The sequence below is a fragment of the Mesorhizobium sp. M0862 genome (assembly GCF_040319795.1).
In the GTDB taxonomy this organism is placed as follows: Bacteria; Pseudomonadota; Alphaproteobacteria; order Rhizobiales; family Rhizobiaceae; genus Mesorhizobium.
In genome coordinates, this window is the sequence record NZ_JAMYOJ010000004.1 from 177,169 (window position 1) to 193,509 (window position 16,341).

The following is a 16,341-nucleotide window of genomic DNA, read 5'->3' on the forward strand; positions in this document are numbered from 1 at the left end:
AAATGAGCGACCAACGTCCAGCCGACATGCAGTCGGTGCTCCACCAGAACATACAGGCCCTGGTCGAGCACAGGCGGCAGCAAGAGGAGCACCAAGGCGTTCAAGCGTGGGTCGCCGGCGCTGTTTCGCGCTTCGCGGGAAGCATGACTTTCGTCTATCTGCACCTTGCAATTCTTGTCGTCTGGGTCCTCGCGAACCTTGGCGCGATACCAGCCGTCCCAGCCTGGGACCCGACTTTCGTGATCCTGGCCATGGTCGCCTCGGTTGAAGCAATCTTCCTGTCTACTTTCGTGCTGATCAATCAGAACAGAATGGCCGCCCACAGCGAGCGCCGAGCCGAACTGGATTTGCAGATCAGCCTTCTAAACGAACATGAAACCACGCGGCTGATCGAGATGGTGGCTGCCTTGACGGCGCGTCTGAATATCTCGACCCCGGCCGACAAAGAGCTGCCGGAACTCGCCGAGAATGTGGATCCCCAAAAGGTGATGACGCAGATCCAGCAAGCTTCTGGAGATCAGGAGAACGCTTGATCAAAGCGACCTCGTCGGCAACGGTTAAGCGTCGGCTACAACCTGTAATTCAGCCTCATTGTCCAAGGCTGTCGAAGCAGCTAAGCCGGTGTCGGCCTTTTCCAGGGTGGCTTCCCGACGTCACAAGTCCGCCGCGCAATCGAGGCAGCGTAGAGCTTCGATAACCAACAGGCTGCTGCGCGTCAGATGGAACCAAGTTGACGCCGAACTCGTATTAGCGGTGGCGGCTTGGGGAGATTCCGGATGAGCGAAGGTGCTGTTCTGATCGTCGAAGATGAGACAATGATCCTGCTCGACCTCGAGTCAGCTTTGGAGGAGGCCGGCTTCCAGGTCGTCGGCACTCGGAGTGCCGCCGAGGCGCTGGCGGCTTTCGACCCCGATCCGACCAAGTTCAAGGCCGTGCTCACGGACATCCGTCTGGGACCAGGACAGTCGGGGTGGGAGGTCGCTCGGCACTTGCGAAGGTCCAACTCGACCATCCCGGTTGTCAGTGGCGACAGCGCGGTACACTGGGGAGCGGAAGGTGTGCCCAACAGCATAATGATCACCAAGCCCTTTTTTCTGCCGCAGATCATAACTGCCGTTTCTCAACTTTTAAACGCGCAGCAAGGTGCAGAAACTCACCTCTAGGAATCGGACCGCGGCTCCACGAAAACCACGGAACATTCAATCGGCCAATCGGCGCCGTCCGGCGTAAAGCGTTCGCGTCTGCCTGGGTCAAATGTCGGCGGCCTCAACCAGATGTCGACCTCAGCTCCTTTCCCCTCGCCACCGGCTCGCATCCACTCGGGAGCCCTCCCGAAAGCAGGGGCGCTCATTGGTTGAGCTTTCGGTCGAGTTCGTCAAGCAATGACCGATGCTCGCTGGGCATGTCCGCGTCTGTCGGCAGATCCAGCAACTGGCGAAGCTGGCGACGATTGGCGTCCGATGAAATCCACTCCCGTATGAGGCGGGCTATGACCTTTTGTTGTGCCTTGCCGATTTCTTCCATGTTAGATTCCGAGCTTGTCCGTTGGACGAACTCGGCGGCTCTTTGATGGTTCCCCGTCCTGTACACAAATCGAGGCACAATCTATGGGTTAATGCATGTCGCTCAAAAGTGGCCCTGGTTTTGAGACACGACATGCCAGTGGATGTTTGCAGTCCCAGTCCGCTCGCCTAACGCTGCGCGTAGAGTGCAAATTTATACGTTCGATTTTACCCGAAGCGAGAGGCTCAGCCGCAAAATCTTGGCGCCATTTTCATCGCGCACTTCGATAAACAATTGCTGCCCGTCGACGCTCTTCAGTGACTCTCTCGTGAGGTCGACAAGGCCCTCGAATCCCGCGCGGCGGACCTCCTCGAGGCCAGCGCATTCGACACCTATTTCGTCCTCGAAGATGAGATCGCCATCGCCGCTGTCGAAGAAAAATCGTGCCATCGGAGAGCTTCCGTCACTGCTAATCTGCGGGGTTCCTTTGGTGCAGGTAGGTCGTGTCGAAATCTCCTGCGTGAGTGAGGCCAGCCCAGTCCAGTGCGTGAACTTTTGATCCCGAGGTGGCAATGAGGCCTCTGCGTCGTAGTTCCTGGAGCATCCGGTTGACGTGGACCGTGGACAAACCCAGTGCATCGCCAAGGGCCGCCTGGGTAATGGGAATATCTGCTACGTGATCCTCAATGCGCCCCATGGAGCGCAAGCGAAAAATCAGTTCGCACAGGATGTGAGCCATGCGGGTGTATGCCTCGCGTCTTCCCACATTGATGACCCACTCCCTGTAAATCGCGGCATCTATCAACGTCGACCGCCAAAAAGCGGTGGCGATGCGAGGGTGCTGGTCGCAAACGGCACGCAGAGTGTCATGCCGCATGAAACCTATTCGCGCCGGCGTAAGGGTCGAGAAGTTACAATCCATGACGGACAGATGCAGCCCATGCAGATCAGGAATGTCGCCGGCGACGAAGAATGATGTGATTTGTCGCTTTCCTTCGCCCGTATGTTTGGTGGAACCGACCAAGCCATCAAGAACGATAAACGAGTAAACAGGACGGTCGCCCTCACGCACCAGATCGTGGTTGGCCGAATATTCCTTCTCCTGGATCGGAATGCCTTTCAGAACGCCGATGTCGGCCTCTCGAAGATCCGAGATGGTCTGAAGCTTGCGAATGAGTACATCCGAGGATGAGGTGGGGAACAAATTGACTACCTGCCTGATGTTGGTGATCGAACTATTATCCGCGCCAAAAGTTCCGACTGGCATGGGGACATATGCGCGGCGGCAGAAGGCGCCGCCGTGCGGCATGGTCCCATGCCTGGAGCGTTTTGCCAGCGTCGAGCGTGGTTGAAGATCCCGGAATGATCGAAGCACCAGTTTTTTAGGACAGCCATAGGTGAGCAAGGCAGCAATGCATTAACCTATGACATAGGCTCGGTTAGAAATTTTCCCGCTGGGCAGCCAGCCCCAGGAGTTCGCCGATCACGGCGCAGCTTTGACCCTGTCGCTCCGCCCATTTCAAGGGCTGCACCCGCAGCCCGTCCTGGAACTCTTTGATGCGCCGCCAGGAACGGGGTGGCTCCGCTGACGTTGTCTCAGTGGCAAGGTGAGATTTCAGTGAACAGGCATATTTCGCGGACGGATGTCGAACAAATCGATCACACGGATGACAGCGGGTTTGCGATAGAGCATGGCGGACCGCCATCCTCAGCAATCGCGGTAGCGCTGGCCCGTGGCCTGGAGACCAGTCGGGATAAGCACATCATCCATATAGCTCCCTCGGAACGCAGTGCCGAGGAGATCGCCGGCGCCTTGCGTCAGTTCCTGCCTGACGCGGATATCATCTTGCTGCCGTCCTGGGATTGCCTGCCCTATGACAGGGTGTGGCCCACACGTGCCAATATGGGGCGAAGGCTTCGTGCGTTGCATGAGATCGCAACGAAGCCGGATCGCCCGCGCATCGCTGTAATGTCGCTCGAAGCCATTCTGCAGCGGGTGCCGCCTGCTCCCGTCATCGCTGGCGGTTTCACAATTCTGGAGGTAGGCCAAAAGCTCGACCGTGACGATTTCAGAACCAGGTCCGAAGCCATTGGCTATGTCGTCGACGAGAGGGTCGACGAACCGGGTGAGATAGCCTTTCGGGGCGATCTCATCGATATTTTCCCTGCTGGCGCGGATGGCCCCGTTCGCATCATCGTTGGTCCCGATGCCTGCATCGGCCAGCTCAAGACCTACGACCCGCTCAGTCAGCTCAGCGATCAGGTTCGAGACTCGGTTACGGTCGGACCGGCATCCGAGCTGATCTTTAAAGCTGGTGAGCATCCTGAGCTGACAGCGATGCGCGCGACGTCGATGGAAGAGCGCCTGGTCGCATCGTATGGCGCTATGCCATCCGTCTTCGATGCGGCTTCCAGCGCTTCGATCTCCTTCCTTGAAGGGACCGACGGGCAGCCGCTCGGCAGAATTCTGGATCTGGTCGAGGATGCACGTCGTGCCAGGCAGGAGGCAGCCGGAACGAAAAAACCTTTGCCGGGACGATTTTACCTATCCCGTGAAGAGTGGGACGCTGCTCTGCTTAACCGCTGCTGCGTGAGACTAGCCGTTTCTGCCGTGGGAGTTCCCAAATTCTTCCGCCAGGCCCGACCCGGGTATGATTTCGCGGAATTCATCAGAGGGCAGACGAGTGCCGGAGTCAGAGTAGTGTTCACCGGCGATGCCTCTGAACTGCAGCGAGCAGATCGCCTGCTCGATAGGAGACTAGGCCGGCGGGCAGAGGAAGCGGCCGACTTGCCGCAAATCCTTTCGGCCGCGAGGGGCTCTGTTCTCAAGGCTGAATTCGTCCTCGACGAAGGGTTTGTCGACGCGCAATCCAATATCGCCGTGGTGGCCGCATCCGACCTGTTTGGGCCCGCGTTAAAGGCGAGCGGGAGCGCGACCACGGGCATACTCGAACCCGAGTTGCGCATTGGCGATGTCGTCGTCCATGAAGACCATGGCCTGGGCGTGCTCGCCGCGGTCGAACAGGTCGAGTTGGCTGGCCAGCAACAGGATGTCGTCAGACTGGAATATCATGGCGGGGCTTCCTTGCTGGTTCCGGTCGACGACTTTGGACGAATATGGCGCTACGGCTCGGAACCGGAGGCAGTGTCGCTTGATCGCCTCAAAGGCGAGGGCTGGCCGAAGCGACGCGAAGCTGCGTTGCGCGAGATCGACAGGCTGGCCAAACGCCTCTTGAGTCTTGCCAAAATCAGGTCCAGCCAGCCTGCCGAGATCATAAAGCCCTCCCGCACGGACTTGGCCCGTTTTGCGGCGAGATTTCCCTATACGGAGACGCCCGACCAAGCGGCCGCCATCCGCGCTGTGCTCGATGATCTTTCGTCGGGAAGAACAATGAACCGGCTCGTCTGCGGCGATGTCGGCTTCGGCAAGACAGAGGTCGCCCTGCGTGCTTGCGCCGCCGCGGCTTTCTGCGGGAAACAGGTTGCTATCATAGCGCCGACAACGGTGTTGGCACGACAGCACTATGAGACGTTCAGCCGCCGCTTCGCAGGAACCGGGCTGCAGGTCGCCCACCTTTCAAGAATGGTCGGGGCAGCGGACGCGAGAGCGGCAAAAGAGGGTCTGCGGAGCGGCCAGGTTGCGGTCGTTGTGGGTACTCAGGCCCTGGCGTCCAGGAGCGTCACCTTCGCCAATCTTGGACTGCTGGTGATCGACGAGGAGCACCGGTTCGGGGTCAAGTTGAAGCGGGCCCTGCGGACCATGGCGCCTCGCCTCCATACGCTGAGCATGAGCGCCACACCGATACCCCGGACGCTGCAATCGGCGTTGTCAGGCATCCAGGACGTCAGCGTTCTAAACTCTCCGCCCGCCAAAAGACGTCCCGTTCGCACGATCTTGGCAGCGTTCGATCCAGCATCGGTGCGCGCGGCCCTCCTGCGTGAATTTCACCGGGGTGGACAGAGCTTCTTCGTGGTCCCGCGTATCGAGGATATTGCCCCGGCCTGTGACCAGCTGAACAGACTGGTGCCGGAACTCGGGGTCAAGACGGCGCATGGTGAAATGAAGGGGAGACAGCTGGACGAAGTCATGGTCGGATTCGCCGACGGTGATGGCGACATTTTGTTGAGCACCGACATCATCGAGAGCGGCCTCGATGTGCCGCGGGCCAACACCATCATCGTTTGGCGCCCCGACCGGTTCGGTCTGGCGCAGTTGCACCAGTTGCGGGGCCGGGTCGGAAGGGGGGCGGTGCAGGCCGTAGCGTTTCTTCTGACCCAACCTGGCGTTGAACTGGCCGAAGGCACCAAGGCCCGGCTTTCGACGATGCTTGCGCTCGATCGGCTCGGCTCCGGCCTGGCAATCAGTCAAAGAGACCTCGACCTGCGTGGCGCCGGAGATCTTTTCGGCGAAGACCAGGCCGGGCATATGAAGCTGATCGGAGTGGGCTTGTACGAGCACTTGCTGGAGCGGGCGGTCTCGGCGGCTGGCGGAGGGGCCGACTTCAGCAAGCAACTTGCCGAGATCAATGGCTCGGGAAAGGGGGCTTTTCCCGAGAGCTATGTCGACGAGCCTACGGTGCGCGTTGGCCTCTATGCGCGGCTCTCCCGCATCCGTTCGGAGCCGGACCTCGATACATTCAGCGAAGAGCTCGAGGACCGCTTTGGAGACATGCCTGGCGAAGTAGCCCTTTTGCTGGAATTTACCAGGTTGCGAATAGCAGCGTCGGAATTGGGCGTCGGCAAAGTCGATGTCGGTCCCGAGGCCATCGCGATCACCCCTCGGAACAAGCCGTCGGCGTCCCAATGGCGGAACAGCAAGGCGTTGGGCCTGGACTACCGGAACGGCCGCCTGATTTTCAGGCCTATCCAGCCCAGCGTCTCAGGCATCGATGCGGTTCGCTTAGCGCTTGATGCCCTACGCGCAGCCCAGCCAAAGCACGAGATCTGACGAGCCTTTTGTCTCCTGGGGCCATCCGTGCGAATGGCGCTGCGGGCGGCCGTGCGTTCGCGGGGAGCGTTCAAGGCATGGTTCCGGCTTGATGGGGTGTCATGGCAGCCATGTTTTCATTCAGATGGGCCATGATCCAGATAGAGCCCAGAACCACCAGCGCGACGATCAGCACGCCGAAGGCCAGCGCCAGGATGTTGTTGGTGTTGTCCGGCCCGGTGGTCAGGTGCAGAAAGAAGACAAGATGCACGCCCATCTGCGCAACGGCGAGCACCACCAGGGCCGAGATGACCGCGGGCTGGTAAATCAGGTCGGTTCGCGCCGCCAGGAATGACGCGATCGTGAGCAGGATAGCCAGGCCGAAGCCGAGCACATAGCCCGAGAGGCCCCCAGCCGTTTCGTGCTCGCTTATGTGTTCCTCGCCCGGCGCTGAATCGCGGCGGTCCTGCAACTCGCCGGTCTTGCTCTCGAACTCGGTCATGACGATGCTCCCAGCAGATAGACCAGGGTGAAGATGGCAACCCAGATGATGTCGAGGGCGTGCCAGAAGAGCCCGAAGCAGTGGAGCCGCCGCAAGATGTCGGGCCGAAAGCCCTTGACCCACAGCTGCGCCATCATCGTTCCCAGCCAGAGCAGGCCGAGACCGACGTGGGCACCGTGGCAGCCAACGAGCGCAAAGAAGGCAGAAAGAAATGCGCTGCGCGAGGGGCCTGCCTGCTCGCCGATCATTGCCGCGAACTCCTGTAGTTCCAGGAACAGGAACGCTGCCCCGAGCAACCCCGTGACGAGAAGCCAGAACTGCGTGGCAGCCATTGATCTGCGACGGGTGGCGAGTGTTGCCACGCCGCCGGTGAAGCTCGAAGTGAGCAGAAGGCCCGTCTGGACCGCAACCCGTGTCGGTTCGAACAGATCCTTGCCTGTCGGTCCGCCGGCGGTTGCCTTGGCGAGCACGGCGTAGGTGGCGAAAAATGCCGAGAACATGATGATGTCGGACAGGAGAAAGATCCAGAAGCCGTAGGTCACCGTGACGAACTTTGAGGCCGGGCCGCCTTCTCCGTGGCCCGTCGCAGAGCGCACCGCATGCCGACCGGTGTGATTAAGCCGATACGGGTCCCGTGCCTGGGTGCCGGCGCTGATGTCGCCGGGGAATGCGTGATCGCTCATGCCGGGCGCTCCCACCCGCGCAGCCAGGCAAACTGGGCTGCCTTGTGGTCATGATCGATGCGGGCGACCTCGTCGACAGGGATCTCGTAGTCTCCATGATCGCGCCAGGCGAATACGACGAAGGTTGCGTAGGCGCCGATGAAGCCGACGATCGCCAGCCACCATATATGCCAGATCAGCGCGAAGCCGATCAGTGTGCTGAAGAAGGCGGTGACGAAGCCAGTCGGGCTGTTGCGAGGCATCTCGATCGGCTCATATGCCTTTTCCTCGTCCGAGCTCTGTTCGATCCCTCGTTGCTTGATGCTCCAGTAGGGCTCTTCGTCTTCCACGTGAGGCAGCCGTGCATAATTGAAGACAGGAGGAGGAGAAGATGTCGACCACTCCAGCGAACGCCCGTCCCACGGGTCGCCGGTTTCGTCGCGAAACTTGTCGCGATGCCGGACCGAAACGAAAAGCTGTGTGATCTGCAGCGCCGCGCCGGCGATCATCACCACCACGCCGAAAGCGGCCACCACCAGCCACGGTGCCCAAAGGTCCATATCGATATGTTGCAGGCGCCGCGTCATGCCGAGCAGACCGACAATATAGAGCGGTACGAAGACCAGCATGTAGCCGGCCAAGGTGACCCAAAATGCCGCCTTTCCCCAGCCTTCGTGCAAACGGAAGCCGAACGCCTTGGGGAACCAGTAGGTGAAGCCGGCGAATGCTCCAAACAACACGCCGGAGATGATGACGTTATGGAAATGCGCGACGAGGAAAAGGGAATTGTGTAGCACGAAGTCGGCCGGCGGGACGGCAAGCAGGACGCCAGTCATGCCGCCGACGGTGAAGGTGGTCACGAAAGCCAGTGCCCAAAGCATCGGCGTGTCGAAACGAACGCGCCCGCCATACATGGTGAAGAGCCAGTTGTAGATTTTCACACCGGTTCCCACGGCAATGACCGACGTGGCGATGCCGAAGGCGGCATTAACGTCCGCTCCGGCACCCATGGTGAAGAAGTGATGCAGCCAGACCATGAACGAGACGATGCAGATGAACATCGTGGCCGCGACCATCGAACGGTATCCGAACAGCGGCTTCGATGAAAAAGTCGAGAAAATCTCGGAAAAGATTCCGAAGGCGGGAAGCACCAGGATGTATACTTCGGGATGGCCCCACGCCCAGATCAGGTTGACGAACATCATCTGATTTCCACCGGCTTCGTTGGTGAAGAAGTGGAAGCCGAGATACCGGTCCAGCGTCAGCATTGCGAGCGTGGCGGTAAGGATCGGGAAGGCTGCGACAATGAGCAGGTTGGACGCGAGCGAGGTCCAGCAGAACATCGGCATTCGCAGATAGCCCATTCCCGGCGCCCGCATCTTGAGGATAGTCGTCACCAGGTTGACACCGGTGAGCAGCGTGCCGACGCCGGAGATCTGGATCGCCCACAGATAATAATCGACACCGACGCCCGGCGAGTAGGTGGTTTCCGACAAAGGGGCATAGGGCAGCCAGCCGGTGCGCGCGAACTCGCCGATCACAAGCGAGATGTTGACCAGCAGGGCTCCGGAAGCCGTCAGCCAGAAACTGACGCAATTGAGCGTCGGAAAAGCGACATCGCGTACGCCAAGCTGCAGCGGCACGACGAAATTCATCAGGCCGATCATGAACGGCATCGCGGCGAAGAAGATCATGATCGTGCCGTGCGCGGAAAAGATCTGGTCGTAATGCTCCGGCGGGAGGTAGCCCGGCCCGTGAATCGCCAGCACCTGTTGTGTGCGCATCATGATAGCATCGATAAAACCACGAAGAAGCATGAGCATCGCCAGCACAATGTACATCACGCCGATGCGCTTGTGGTCGACCGAGCTTATCCACTCGCTCCACAGATATGGCCAGTACCCCTTCACCGTTATCCAGCCAAGCACGGCGGCTGCTGCCAGAAAGACGCCAAGGGCTGCGCCGAGGGGGATGGGTTGATCGAAAGGAACGGCCGACCAGTCGAGCTTGCCCAGCATCGTCATTCTGCGCCTTGTGGATGATGGGTCATCGTTGCCGCCGCCGCGGGTAATGCCCTTGGGCTCACCTGTGGCTCGCCGCTGGCTGCGCTCTCAGCAGGCCCCGGACCCGGTGGGAGCGTCTGCTGAACGACCGCTTCGAACAGCCCAGGCTGGACATGACCGAAGGAAGCCGGCGCCACATTTGTGCTTTGCCGGGCGAGTTCGCGATAGGCGTTGGCGTTGAGCACGCCGCCCCCGCCACGCAGCGATGACGCCCAGCGGGTGAAGGCATCGGCTGAAACCGCGCTCACACTGAAATTCATATCCGAGAAGCCGTCGCCGCTGAAGTGCGCCGACTGGCCGAAAAAGCTGCCCTCGCGGTCGGCCTGCAGATGCAATTCGGTCTGCATGCCGTTCATGACGTAGACCATGCTGCCAAGCTGGGGCACGAAGAACGTGTTCATCACGCTGGCCGAGGTCAACTTGAAACGCACTGGAACACCGGCGGGAATAACCAGTTGATTGACAGCGCCCACGCCCTGCTCGGGATAGAGGAACAGCCATTTCCAGTCGAGCGCCACCACCTGAATGTCGAGCGGCGGCTGGCTAGAAGGGATCGGTTTGCGCGGATCGAGCTGATACGATCCGTAGTAGATCAGACCGCCAATGAACAGGATGGTGAGCGTCGGGATCGACCAGACGATCAACTCCACGCGTCCCGAATAGGTGAACTCCGGGTTATAGCGGGCGTTGCTGTTCGAGGCGCGGAACTTCCAGGCGAATGCCAGAAGTGCAACAAGCGTGGGAACAACGATCACCAGCATCACCGCCAGCGAGTTCAAAAGGATCGTGCGATTGCCGACACCAATTGGTCCTTGGGGATCGAGCACTCCCCCCGCGCAACCGGGCAAGAATGCGCCTCCGACGATCCAGAGCAGTTGGCGTGTCAACTTAGGGCTGGATGGCAACAACACCGGCTCTGCAATCTCTCTTTGCGGGAACGCGGGCTAGAGGCATGCGTTCGTCGGGTTTCCATCTGAGCCTCCCCATGGCGCGGAACCTCGCGGCACTTCGCAGGGTGTCGCCACCTGAGCGAGTGCCCCAACTGTCGCCGGCCGGGTTTGTTCCGCTGGACCAAGTTACTCTGTCCGATGGTCCCGCCTTGGCCCAATCTGGCCATTCAGAACGATGGCGGCTCGATTGGCCTAGCTATCGGCGACGCTGGCTCTCGCACGAATTTCAATTTCGGCGGGACGGCGAATACCCTGAATCGCTCAGCCAGATTATCGAGAGCCTGACGCATGCCCACTCCCGCAGCAGCCGCACCGTGTCCACTGATGACCATCTGGGGGCCCAAGGCAGCCAGATGCTTCACGGACCTTTCCGCTGCATCCCAGTCTGGCGTGAAATAGCGCGGCGGACCGTGCATCTCGAGATCCTGAATGGCGACTTCATAGACCGACTCCTGACCGGTGGTGATGAAAGCGTCTCCTACGATGAGCGAGCGGTCTTGCTCGCGCCAGAGCGAGATATGCCCAGGGGCATGTCCGGGTGTGTGCAGCCATTGCCATCCGGGCATTCCGGGGATCGATCCATCGGCGGGCAAGGGTTGCAAACGGCTGCCAAGATCGATTGGCCCGCGTGGAAAAAGCGGTGAAAGCAGCGCCATCAGTCCACCCCCAACCCAGGGATCCGGTGGCGGATAGGATGTGGTTCCGTCCAAATAGGGGTGCTCGAGTGGATGGGCGAAGACAGGCACGTCCCAGCCATTTGCGAGTTCTAGAACCGTTCCCACATGGTCGAAATGGCCATGGGTCAGGATGATTGCAGCCGGCCGTGCGTTGACGCCGAACCGCTTTTCCGCGACCGCTAGAATGCTGCTGCGAGACGTCGGCAACCCGGTATCGATCAGCACCCAGTTCCGATCTCCGCTGCCCGGTGCGCCGAAGAACACGACATTGACGATTGCTAGCCGCAAGTAACCCAGGTCCGGTGCGATGCTCCAAGCGCCGTCGCCACGATCCTCGCGCCTGGCGTGGTCGATCTCGGAAAGTCGAATCTGAACGGTCATGTGATCCCATGCCTCTGTTGTTGCCGAGCAGCCGCTCGAGTGGATGACGGCGGCTGTACATCGCCCCGAACTTGGGACGGGCCTCCTTGTTCCTCATTTGCACGCGGCGCCCGGACAGTTCACCACCGGAACAAAGGCTCTACCAATGGGTTCGGCACTACCCGGCCACGCAAGGACGAGCTGGACTGAGCAACGAACATGGGGCGCGCCCGACTGAATTCGGTATTTCGCCAACGCGGTTCCCGGTCCGGACAAGGCGGCCGAGTTCGAAGCCGATTGCCCAAAGGAGACTTCGAAAAATGAGCGAAGTGGGACGCCAGACGGAGGCCTCGGTTCCGGAAGCTTCGCGCTTCGCCAGTTTTTTCATGGCAGGCTTTGAATGCTCCTCGCACCGGCGCAAGGACGGCGTTCGCCTCGATCTTATTCGTGCGACCTCGCATAATTTGCATGCCCTGGGCGACTACCGCGGCTGCGCCGAACTCGGCCTTCGCACCATCCGCGACGGCCTGCGTTGGCATTTGATCGAAACCGCTCCCGGAACCTATGACTGGTCAAGTTGGGCGCCAATGGTGGAGGCAGCCCGATCGGCAGGTGTTCAGGTAATCTGGGACATCTTTCACTACGGATCTCCGGACCATGTCGATCAGGGCTCGCTGCATTTCATCGACGCCTATGCCTCGTTCGCGGCAGAAGCCGTCAAGGTACACCGTTCGATCACCGGAACATCGCCTCTGTTGTGTCCCATCAACGAAATCTCCTTTTTCGCATGGGCTGTTGAGGTCGGCTATTTCCCGCGCGTGGGGCCGAACAAACGTGGATGGTTCAAGCGGCACCTCGTGAAGGCCGCCATCGCGGGTGTTCGTGCAATGCGGGAGATCGACCCCGCCTGCAGATTTGTCTGGGCCGAGCCGCTTATCCATATCGCCCCTCGCGACCGAACCCGCAGCGAACGGCGCCGGGCCGAAAACGCCCGACAGGGGCAGTTCGAAGCTTACGACATGTTGCTGGGCCGCGTCGAACCTGAGTTGGGCGGGAGCGAAGATGTTGTCGATGTCGTGGGCTTGAATTTTTATCCGCACAATCAATGGTACGTAAACGGGCCGACGATTCCGATGGGACACCACGAGTACCGCGCCCTGTCGGAAATGTTGCTAGAAGTTGCTCATCGATACGGCAAGCCGATGTTCATTGCGGAGACCGGCTCCGAGGGATCCGGCGGGCCGGCTTGGCTCCATTATGTCTGCGACGAGGTGCGTTCCGCAATCAGTCTCGGAGCGCCGATCGAGGGTATTTGCCTGTACCCGATAACGGCCTACCCGGGCTGGGACAATTCGCGACATGCCGAGGTCGGTTTGTTTTCCGTCATCCAGGCTGACGGCAGGCGACACCTGCGCAAACCCACAGCAGATGAACTGGCCCGTCAGCAAGGTCTTCTCGTGGCGGACACGACACCTTGAAGAGGCCTAAAACGAGGGAGGGGCGGGCGAGCGTCTGTCTCGAAACGCCGCCCGCGCCGGTGCGGTGCATCAGCTTTTTGCAGTCGCCCCAGCCTCGCGCAGCCTGGCATATCGCATGGTAACGTCGCTCAGATTTTCCTTGAGCCAGTTGGCCATGGCTTCCTCTTCGTTCAGGTTCTGCTTGAGGGCCCTTTCAGCATCCTGGAAGCCCCCGGCGTCGGCCAGTACCAGCAGCGAATTGTAGGCAGCGATCTCGTAGTTCTCGAATGCGAAATTCGCCAGGCTGTTCTTGATGATCTCGTCGCCGGCCATCGAATGTCCAATGGCGGCCACGCTGCCAACCATCGACAAGGCAGTGTCCTTGAGGGTGGAGTGCTCCTCGCCAAGGCCCTCCAGGACGGACTCGAGTCTCGTGATCTGGCCTTCGGTTTCCTGAATGTGCCGGCGCAAGCGATCGGCCACCTCCGGATAGTTCTCTATACGCTCGACCTGAGGCTTCATGATCGACAGCGCTTGATTTTCCATGGCGTGCGCGTTGCGCAAGCCGACGATAAATATCTCACGGCTTTCCGAGTTGAAGTTTGTATCCATCGAGTTTCTCCTTCTGATACCCGCCCGATCTTCCGTCTTGAAAGAAACTATCTTCTCGGCTCGGCCAACAACGGCTCGTCCGTGCGCGCCCAGGCCGGGAGGCTTTTTTGGATGCGCGAGAAAGTGGCCAGAGCCTGTCCGACTACCTGGTCCATGTTGTAATAGCGGTAAGTTGCAAGCCGACCGACAAACCAGACGTCTGGGCAGCTTGCCGCGAGCGCTTCATAGCGCTTGTAGAGCACTTCGTTTTCGGGCCGGGGCACGGGATAGTACGGGTCCCCGATGTCCGTGGGGTATTCGTAGGTCAGGCTGGTCCGCGAACTCTGCTGGCCGGTCAGATGTTTGTACTCGGTAATGCGCGTGTAATCTTCCGTCTGGGGATAATTGACCACGGCAACCGGCTGAAATTGCTCGCAATCCAGTGTAACGTGCTCGAAACGAAGCGAACGGTACGGAAGGTGCCCGAGCTGCCAGCCGAAATATTCATCGATCGGGCCGGTATAAACCATGCGCCTGAACGGTATCTTCTCACGAATTTCACGGAAGTCGGTCTGCAGCATGATCTTGATGTTCGGATGATCGAGCATGCGTTCGAACATCCGCGTGTACCCGCCGGCCGGCATTTTCTGGAAGCTGTCGCTGAAATAGCGGTCGTCACGGTTGGTCCTGGTCGGCACTCGTGCCGTCACGGATTTGCTCAGCTGACTGGGATCGACGCCCCATTGCTTTCTTGTGTAGCCGCGGAAGAATTTTTCATAGAGCTCGCGCCCCACGGTGCTGACGACGACGTCCTCAGCCGTTCGGACATCCTCCACCGTTTCGCGTCGCGACGCGAAGAAATCCTCCAGCTGTGCCGAGGTCAGGTCTAGCCCGTAAAGCCGGTTGATGGTGTCGAGATTGATCGGGATGGGAACCAGTTGCCCGTCCACGGCCGCCAACACCCTGTGCTCGTACGGCCGCCATTGCGTGAACTGCGAAAGGTGGTCCACGATCGTTTGGCTGTTGGTGTGGAAGATGTGCGGGCCGTAGCGATGGATGAGGATGCCGGCTTCATTGTAGCAGTCGTAGGCGTTGCCTCCCACATGGCTGCGGCGATCGATCAGCAAAACGCTTTCCTGACGCTGCGACGCTATCCGTTCGGCAAGCACACTGCCGGCGAAACCCGCGCCGACGATCAGCCAATCGAACATGGCTATGCACTCCTGCGAAGGGGCACGACCTTCTTGCGTTGGTAGGCGCGCTCAATGTGAGCTGCCATGGCATTCCATGTCCGTTCCCAGGACATGTCCGCAAGATAGGCATCGACTTGCTGCAGGAGCATCTGACGCGGTCGCGAAAGGACGGAGCGCAGCTTGATTTCCAGATCGTCACAGTCGGCGATTTCCACCAGCCCGGCAGCACCGTAACTGCGCACCACGTCGACGATTGCCGTCGAGATCACCGGCAGACCCGCCGCGAGAAATTCCGGCGTCTTGGTCGGGCTGATGAAACGCGTCGCCTCGTTGAGGGCAAACGGCATCCATCCGGCGTCCCAATGGCGCAAATAGTCGGGCAGATCGCAGTAGGCTTTCGGGCCAAGCCAATGCAGGTTTTCGGCTTGCGGCAGGCTTGCAGGGTCGATCTTGACAACCGGACCGAGCATGACGAAATGCACGTCCGGCATTGTCTTTGCCGCTAGCGCCACGAGATCGACGTCCAGCCGCTCGTCGATGACGCCGAAATATCCAACCCTCGGGGAAGGAATGCCCGCCTGGTCGGCTGGGTCCCTTCCTGGCCGTCTTGCGGTGTGAAAGTGCCTCACATCGATGCTGCTCGGAAATGGAAAGATGGCGGGATGGAGGTGACGCTTGGTCTCGAACAAGCTTAGACCACCGGTGAAAACCAGATCCGCGCGGCGCAGAAGCGCCTTTTCCATCTGGCCCAGCTCGGGGGGCGCATTCCTGAACGCAGAGAGTTCGTCCATGCAGTCATAGACGCATATGTCTGGGTCGAGGAATTCCGTAAAGCGAAGAGCCATTGGGGTGTAGTACCAGGCGATCAGCCGGCTATGCGGCATAGAAGCGATGGTCTGCTGCACAAATCTCCGCTGGACGGCATCTGCTTTCGCGGCCGACGTGCCAAGCGGCAGCACTGGTGTGACAATCAGAATGTTTTCCGATGCCACGCTCGTCCGCATCAGCGGCTGCGGCAATTCTTCGAAAACGGGTTCTTCAAAGTAGACCACTCGCTGCTGAGCGGATGCGAGAGTGAGGAGATGCTGCGGACGCTGGTGAACAAAATTCCATCGTAAGTGGGAGAAGCAAACCAGTATATTTTCGCGACGAACATATTGACTGCCGGTTACCCCGCCAAAGGCCGCTTCCATTGACATACTCCCTCTGTGACACTATTTATGTTACGATTAACATTTGTTAATCGCGAATGGAGAGAACTACTTAGTTCCAGCTCCTAACTTTCGATCAGGTGAGTTGTTCCAACTGAAATGAAGAAGGCCCGGTCGCCCGCTTGGTCCACGCACGAAGCGGGATCTGGTTGCGTAGGCGAGGGCGGCTGTCGGGACCCGGCCGCCACTGAAAGCGTGGTTGAACGACGAATGCTGGTGGACAGCGGCATTGCCGTATTTGCGTT

Annotated in this window: 15 protein-coding genes; 4 read left to right on the plus strand and 11 right to left on the minus strand. The window is 59.8% G+C overall.

Annotated elements, in window-relative coordinates:
* Positions 1-2 precede the first annotated feature (2 nt).
* Together NKI15_RS07935 and NKI15_RS07940 are read left to right on the plus strand one after the other, a co-directional pair.
* Complete coding sequence (locus tag NKI15_RS07935; protein ID WP_023681128.1) at positions 3-533, plus strand: DUF1003 domain-containing protein; 531 nt, start codon at positions 3-5, stop codon at positions 531-533.
* 243 nt (positions 534-776) lie between these two features.
* On the plus strand, positions 777-1,163 hold the full coding sequence (locus tag NKI15_RS07940) for a response regulator (protein WP_352513835.1): 387 nt from the start codon (positions 777-779) through the stop codon (positions 1,161-1,163).
* Between the two features lie 184 nt (positions 1,164-1,347).
* Here NKI15_RS07940 and NKI15_RS07945 read toward each other — a convergent pair whose 3' ends face one another.
* From NKI15_RS07945 to NKI15_RS07955, 3 genes are all read right to left on the minus strand, one after another.
* The gene (locus NKI15_RS07945) at positions 1,348-1,524 is read right to left on the minus strand and encodes a hypothetical protein (protein ID WP_023687819.1); all 177 of its coding nucleotides are present in this window, start codon (positions 1,522-1,524) and stop codon (positions 1,348-1,350) included.
* A 192-nt stretch (positions 1,525-1,716) separates the two neighbouring features.
* Entirely contained in the window at positions 1,717-1,953 is a 237-nt protein-coding gene (locus NKI15_RS07950) for a DUF6894 family protein (protein WP_023668023.1), read from the minus strand.
* A gap of 19 nt (positions 1,954-1,972) precedes the next feature.
* Positions 1,973-2,908, minus strand: a complete 936-nt coding sequence (locus NKI15_RS07955; RefSeq protein WP_352513834.1) for a Crp/Fnr family transcriptional regulator — start codon at positions 2,906-2,908, stop codon at positions 1,973-1,975.
* A 213-nt stretch (positions 2,909-3,121) separates the two neighbouring features.
* Here NKI15_RS07955 and NKI15_RS07960 point away from each other — a divergent pair, with 213 nt between their 5' ends.
* Entirely contained in the window at positions 3,122-6,451 is a 3,330-nt protein-coding gene (locus NKI15_RS07960) for a DEAD/DEAH box helicase (RefSeq protein ID WP_352513833.1), read from the plus strand.
* 70 nt (positions 6,452-6,521) lie between these two features.
* Here the strand turns inward: NKI15_RS07960 and cyoD are convergent, their stop codons facing one another.
* The 5 genes from cyoD to NKI15_RS07985 form a co-directional block, all read right to left on the minus strand.
* Positions 6,522-6,932: a cytochrome o ubiquinol oxidase subunit IV gene (gene cyoD / locus NKI15_RS07965; RefSeq protein ID WP_023668026.1), complete on the minus strand. Its 411-nt coding sequence runs from the start codon at positions 6,930-6,932 to the stop codon at positions 6,522-6,524.
* A complete protein-coding gene (locus tag NKI15_RS07970) occupies positions 6,929-7,615 on the minus strand; it encodes a cytochrome (ubi)quinol oxidase subunit III (RefSeq protein WP_352513832.1) in 687 nt (228 codons plus the stop codon). The genes cyoD and NKI15_RS07970 overlap by 4 nt, the downstream gene beginning before the upstream one ends.
* On the minus strand, positions 7,612-9,612 hold the full coding sequence (gene cyoB, locus NKI15_RS07975; RefSeq protein ID WP_352514042.1) for a cytochrome o ubiquinol oxidase subunit I: 2,001 nt from the start codon (positions 9,610-9,612) through the stop codon (positions 7,612-7,614). Before cyoB ends, NKI15_RS07970 begins: the two co-directional genes overlap by 4 nt.
* A gap of 2 nt (positions 9,613-9,614) precedes the next feature.
* On the minus strand, positions 9,615-10,580 hold the full coding sequence (cyoA, locus tag NKI15_RS07980) for a ubiquinol oxidase subunit II (protein ID WP_198024395.1): 966 nt from the start codon (positions 10,578-10,580) through the stop codon (positions 9,615-9,617).
* Between the two features lie 194 nt (positions 10,581-10,774).
* On the minus strand, positions 10,775-11,665 hold the full coding sequence (locus tag NKI15_RS07985) for an MBL fold metallo-hydrolase (protein WP_023668030.1): 891 nt from the start codon (positions 11,663-11,665) through the stop codon (positions 10,775-10,777).
* Positions 11,666-11,964: 299 nt separating this feature from the next.
* Here NKI15_RS07985 and NKI15_RS07990 point away from each other — a divergent pair, with 299 nt between their 5' ends.
* On the plus strand, positions 11,965-13,122 hold the full coding sequence (locus NKI15_RS07990) for a hypothetical protein (RefSeq protein ID WP_023668031.1): 1,158 nt from the start codon (positions 11,965-11,967) through the stop codon (positions 13,120-13,122).
* A 69-nt stretch (positions 13,123-13,191) separates the two neighbouring features.
* Here the strand turns inward: NKI15_RS07990 and NKI15_RS07995 are convergent, their stop codons facing one another.
* The 3 genes from NKI15_RS07995 to NKI15_RS08005 are packed head-to-tail and all read right to left on the minus strand — an operon-like array spanning position 13,192 to position 16,078.
* Positions 13,192-13,713, minus strand: a complete 522-nt coding sequence (locus NKI15_RS07995; protein WP_023687824.1) for a ferritin-like domain-containing protein — start codon at positions 13,711-13,713, stop codon at positions 13,192-13,194.
* Positions 13,714-13,760: 47 nt separating this feature from the next.
* The gene (gene glf / locus NKI15_RS08000; RefSeq protein ID WP_023668033.1) at positions 13,761-14,903 is read right to left on the minus strand and encodes a UDP-galactopyranose mutase; all 1,143 of its coding nucleotides are present in this window, start codon (positions 14,901-14,903) and stop codon (positions 13,761-13,763) included.
* 2 nt (positions 14,904-14,905) lie between these two features.
* Positions 14,906-16,078: a glycosyltransferase family protein gene (locus tag NKI15_RS08005; RefSeq protein WP_023704621.1), complete on the minus strand. Its 1,173-nt coding sequence runs from the start codon at positions 16,076-16,078 to the stop codon at positions 14,906-14,908.
* Positions 16,079-16,341 lie beyond the last annotated feature (263 nt).

Bases quoted from the DNA above. Each gene is read 5' to 3' on its own strand.
- NKI15_RS07935 (WP_023681128.1), top strand. From the start codon at position 3: ATGAGCGACCAACGTCCAGCCGACATGCAGTCGGTGCTCCACCAGAAC.
- NKI15_RS07940 (WP_352513835.1), top strand. From the start codon at position 777: ATGAGCGAAGGTGCTGTTCTGATCGTCGAAGATGAGACAATGATCCTG.
- NKI15_RS07945 (WP_023687819.1), bottom strand. From the start codon at position 1,524: ATGGAAGAAATCGGCAAGGCACAACAAAAGGTCATAGCCCGCCTCATA.
- NKI15_RS07950 (WP_023668023.1), bottom strand. From the start codon at position 1,953: ATGGCACGATTTTTCTTCGACAGCGGCGATGGCGATCTCATCTTCGAG.
- cyoD (WP_023668026.1), bottom strand. From the start codon at position 6,932: ATGACCGAGTTCGAGAGCAAGACCGGCGAGTTGCAGGACCGCCGCGAT.
- NKI15_RS07970 (WP_352513832.1), bottom strand. From the start codon at position 7,615: ATGAGCGATCACGCATTCCCCGGCGACATCAGCGCCGGCACCCAGGCA.
- cyoB (WP_352514042.1), bottom strand. From the start codon at position 9,612: ATGCTGGGCAAGCTCGACTGGTCGGCCGTTCCTTTCGATCAACCCATC.
- NKI15_RS07985 (WP_023668030.1), bottom strand. From the start codon at position 11,665: ATGACCGTTCAGATTCGACTTTCCGAGATCGACCACGCCAGGCGCGAG.
- NKI15_RS07990 (WP_023668031.1), top strand. From the start codon at position 11,965: ATGAGCGAAGTGGGACGCCAGACGGAGGCCTCGGTTCCGGAAGCTTCG.
- NKI15_RS07995 (WP_023687824.1), bottom strand. From the start codon at position 13,713: ATGGATACAAACTTCAACTCGGAAAGCCGTGAGATATTTATCGTCGGC.
- glf (WP_023668033.1), bottom strand. From the start codon at position 14,903: ATGTTCGATTGGCTGATCGTCGGCGCGGGTTTCGCCGGCAGTGTGCTT.
- NKI15_RS08005 (WP_023704621.1), bottom strand. From the start codon at position 16,078: ATGGAAGCGGCCTTTGGCGGGGTAACCGGCAGTCAATATGTTCGTCGC.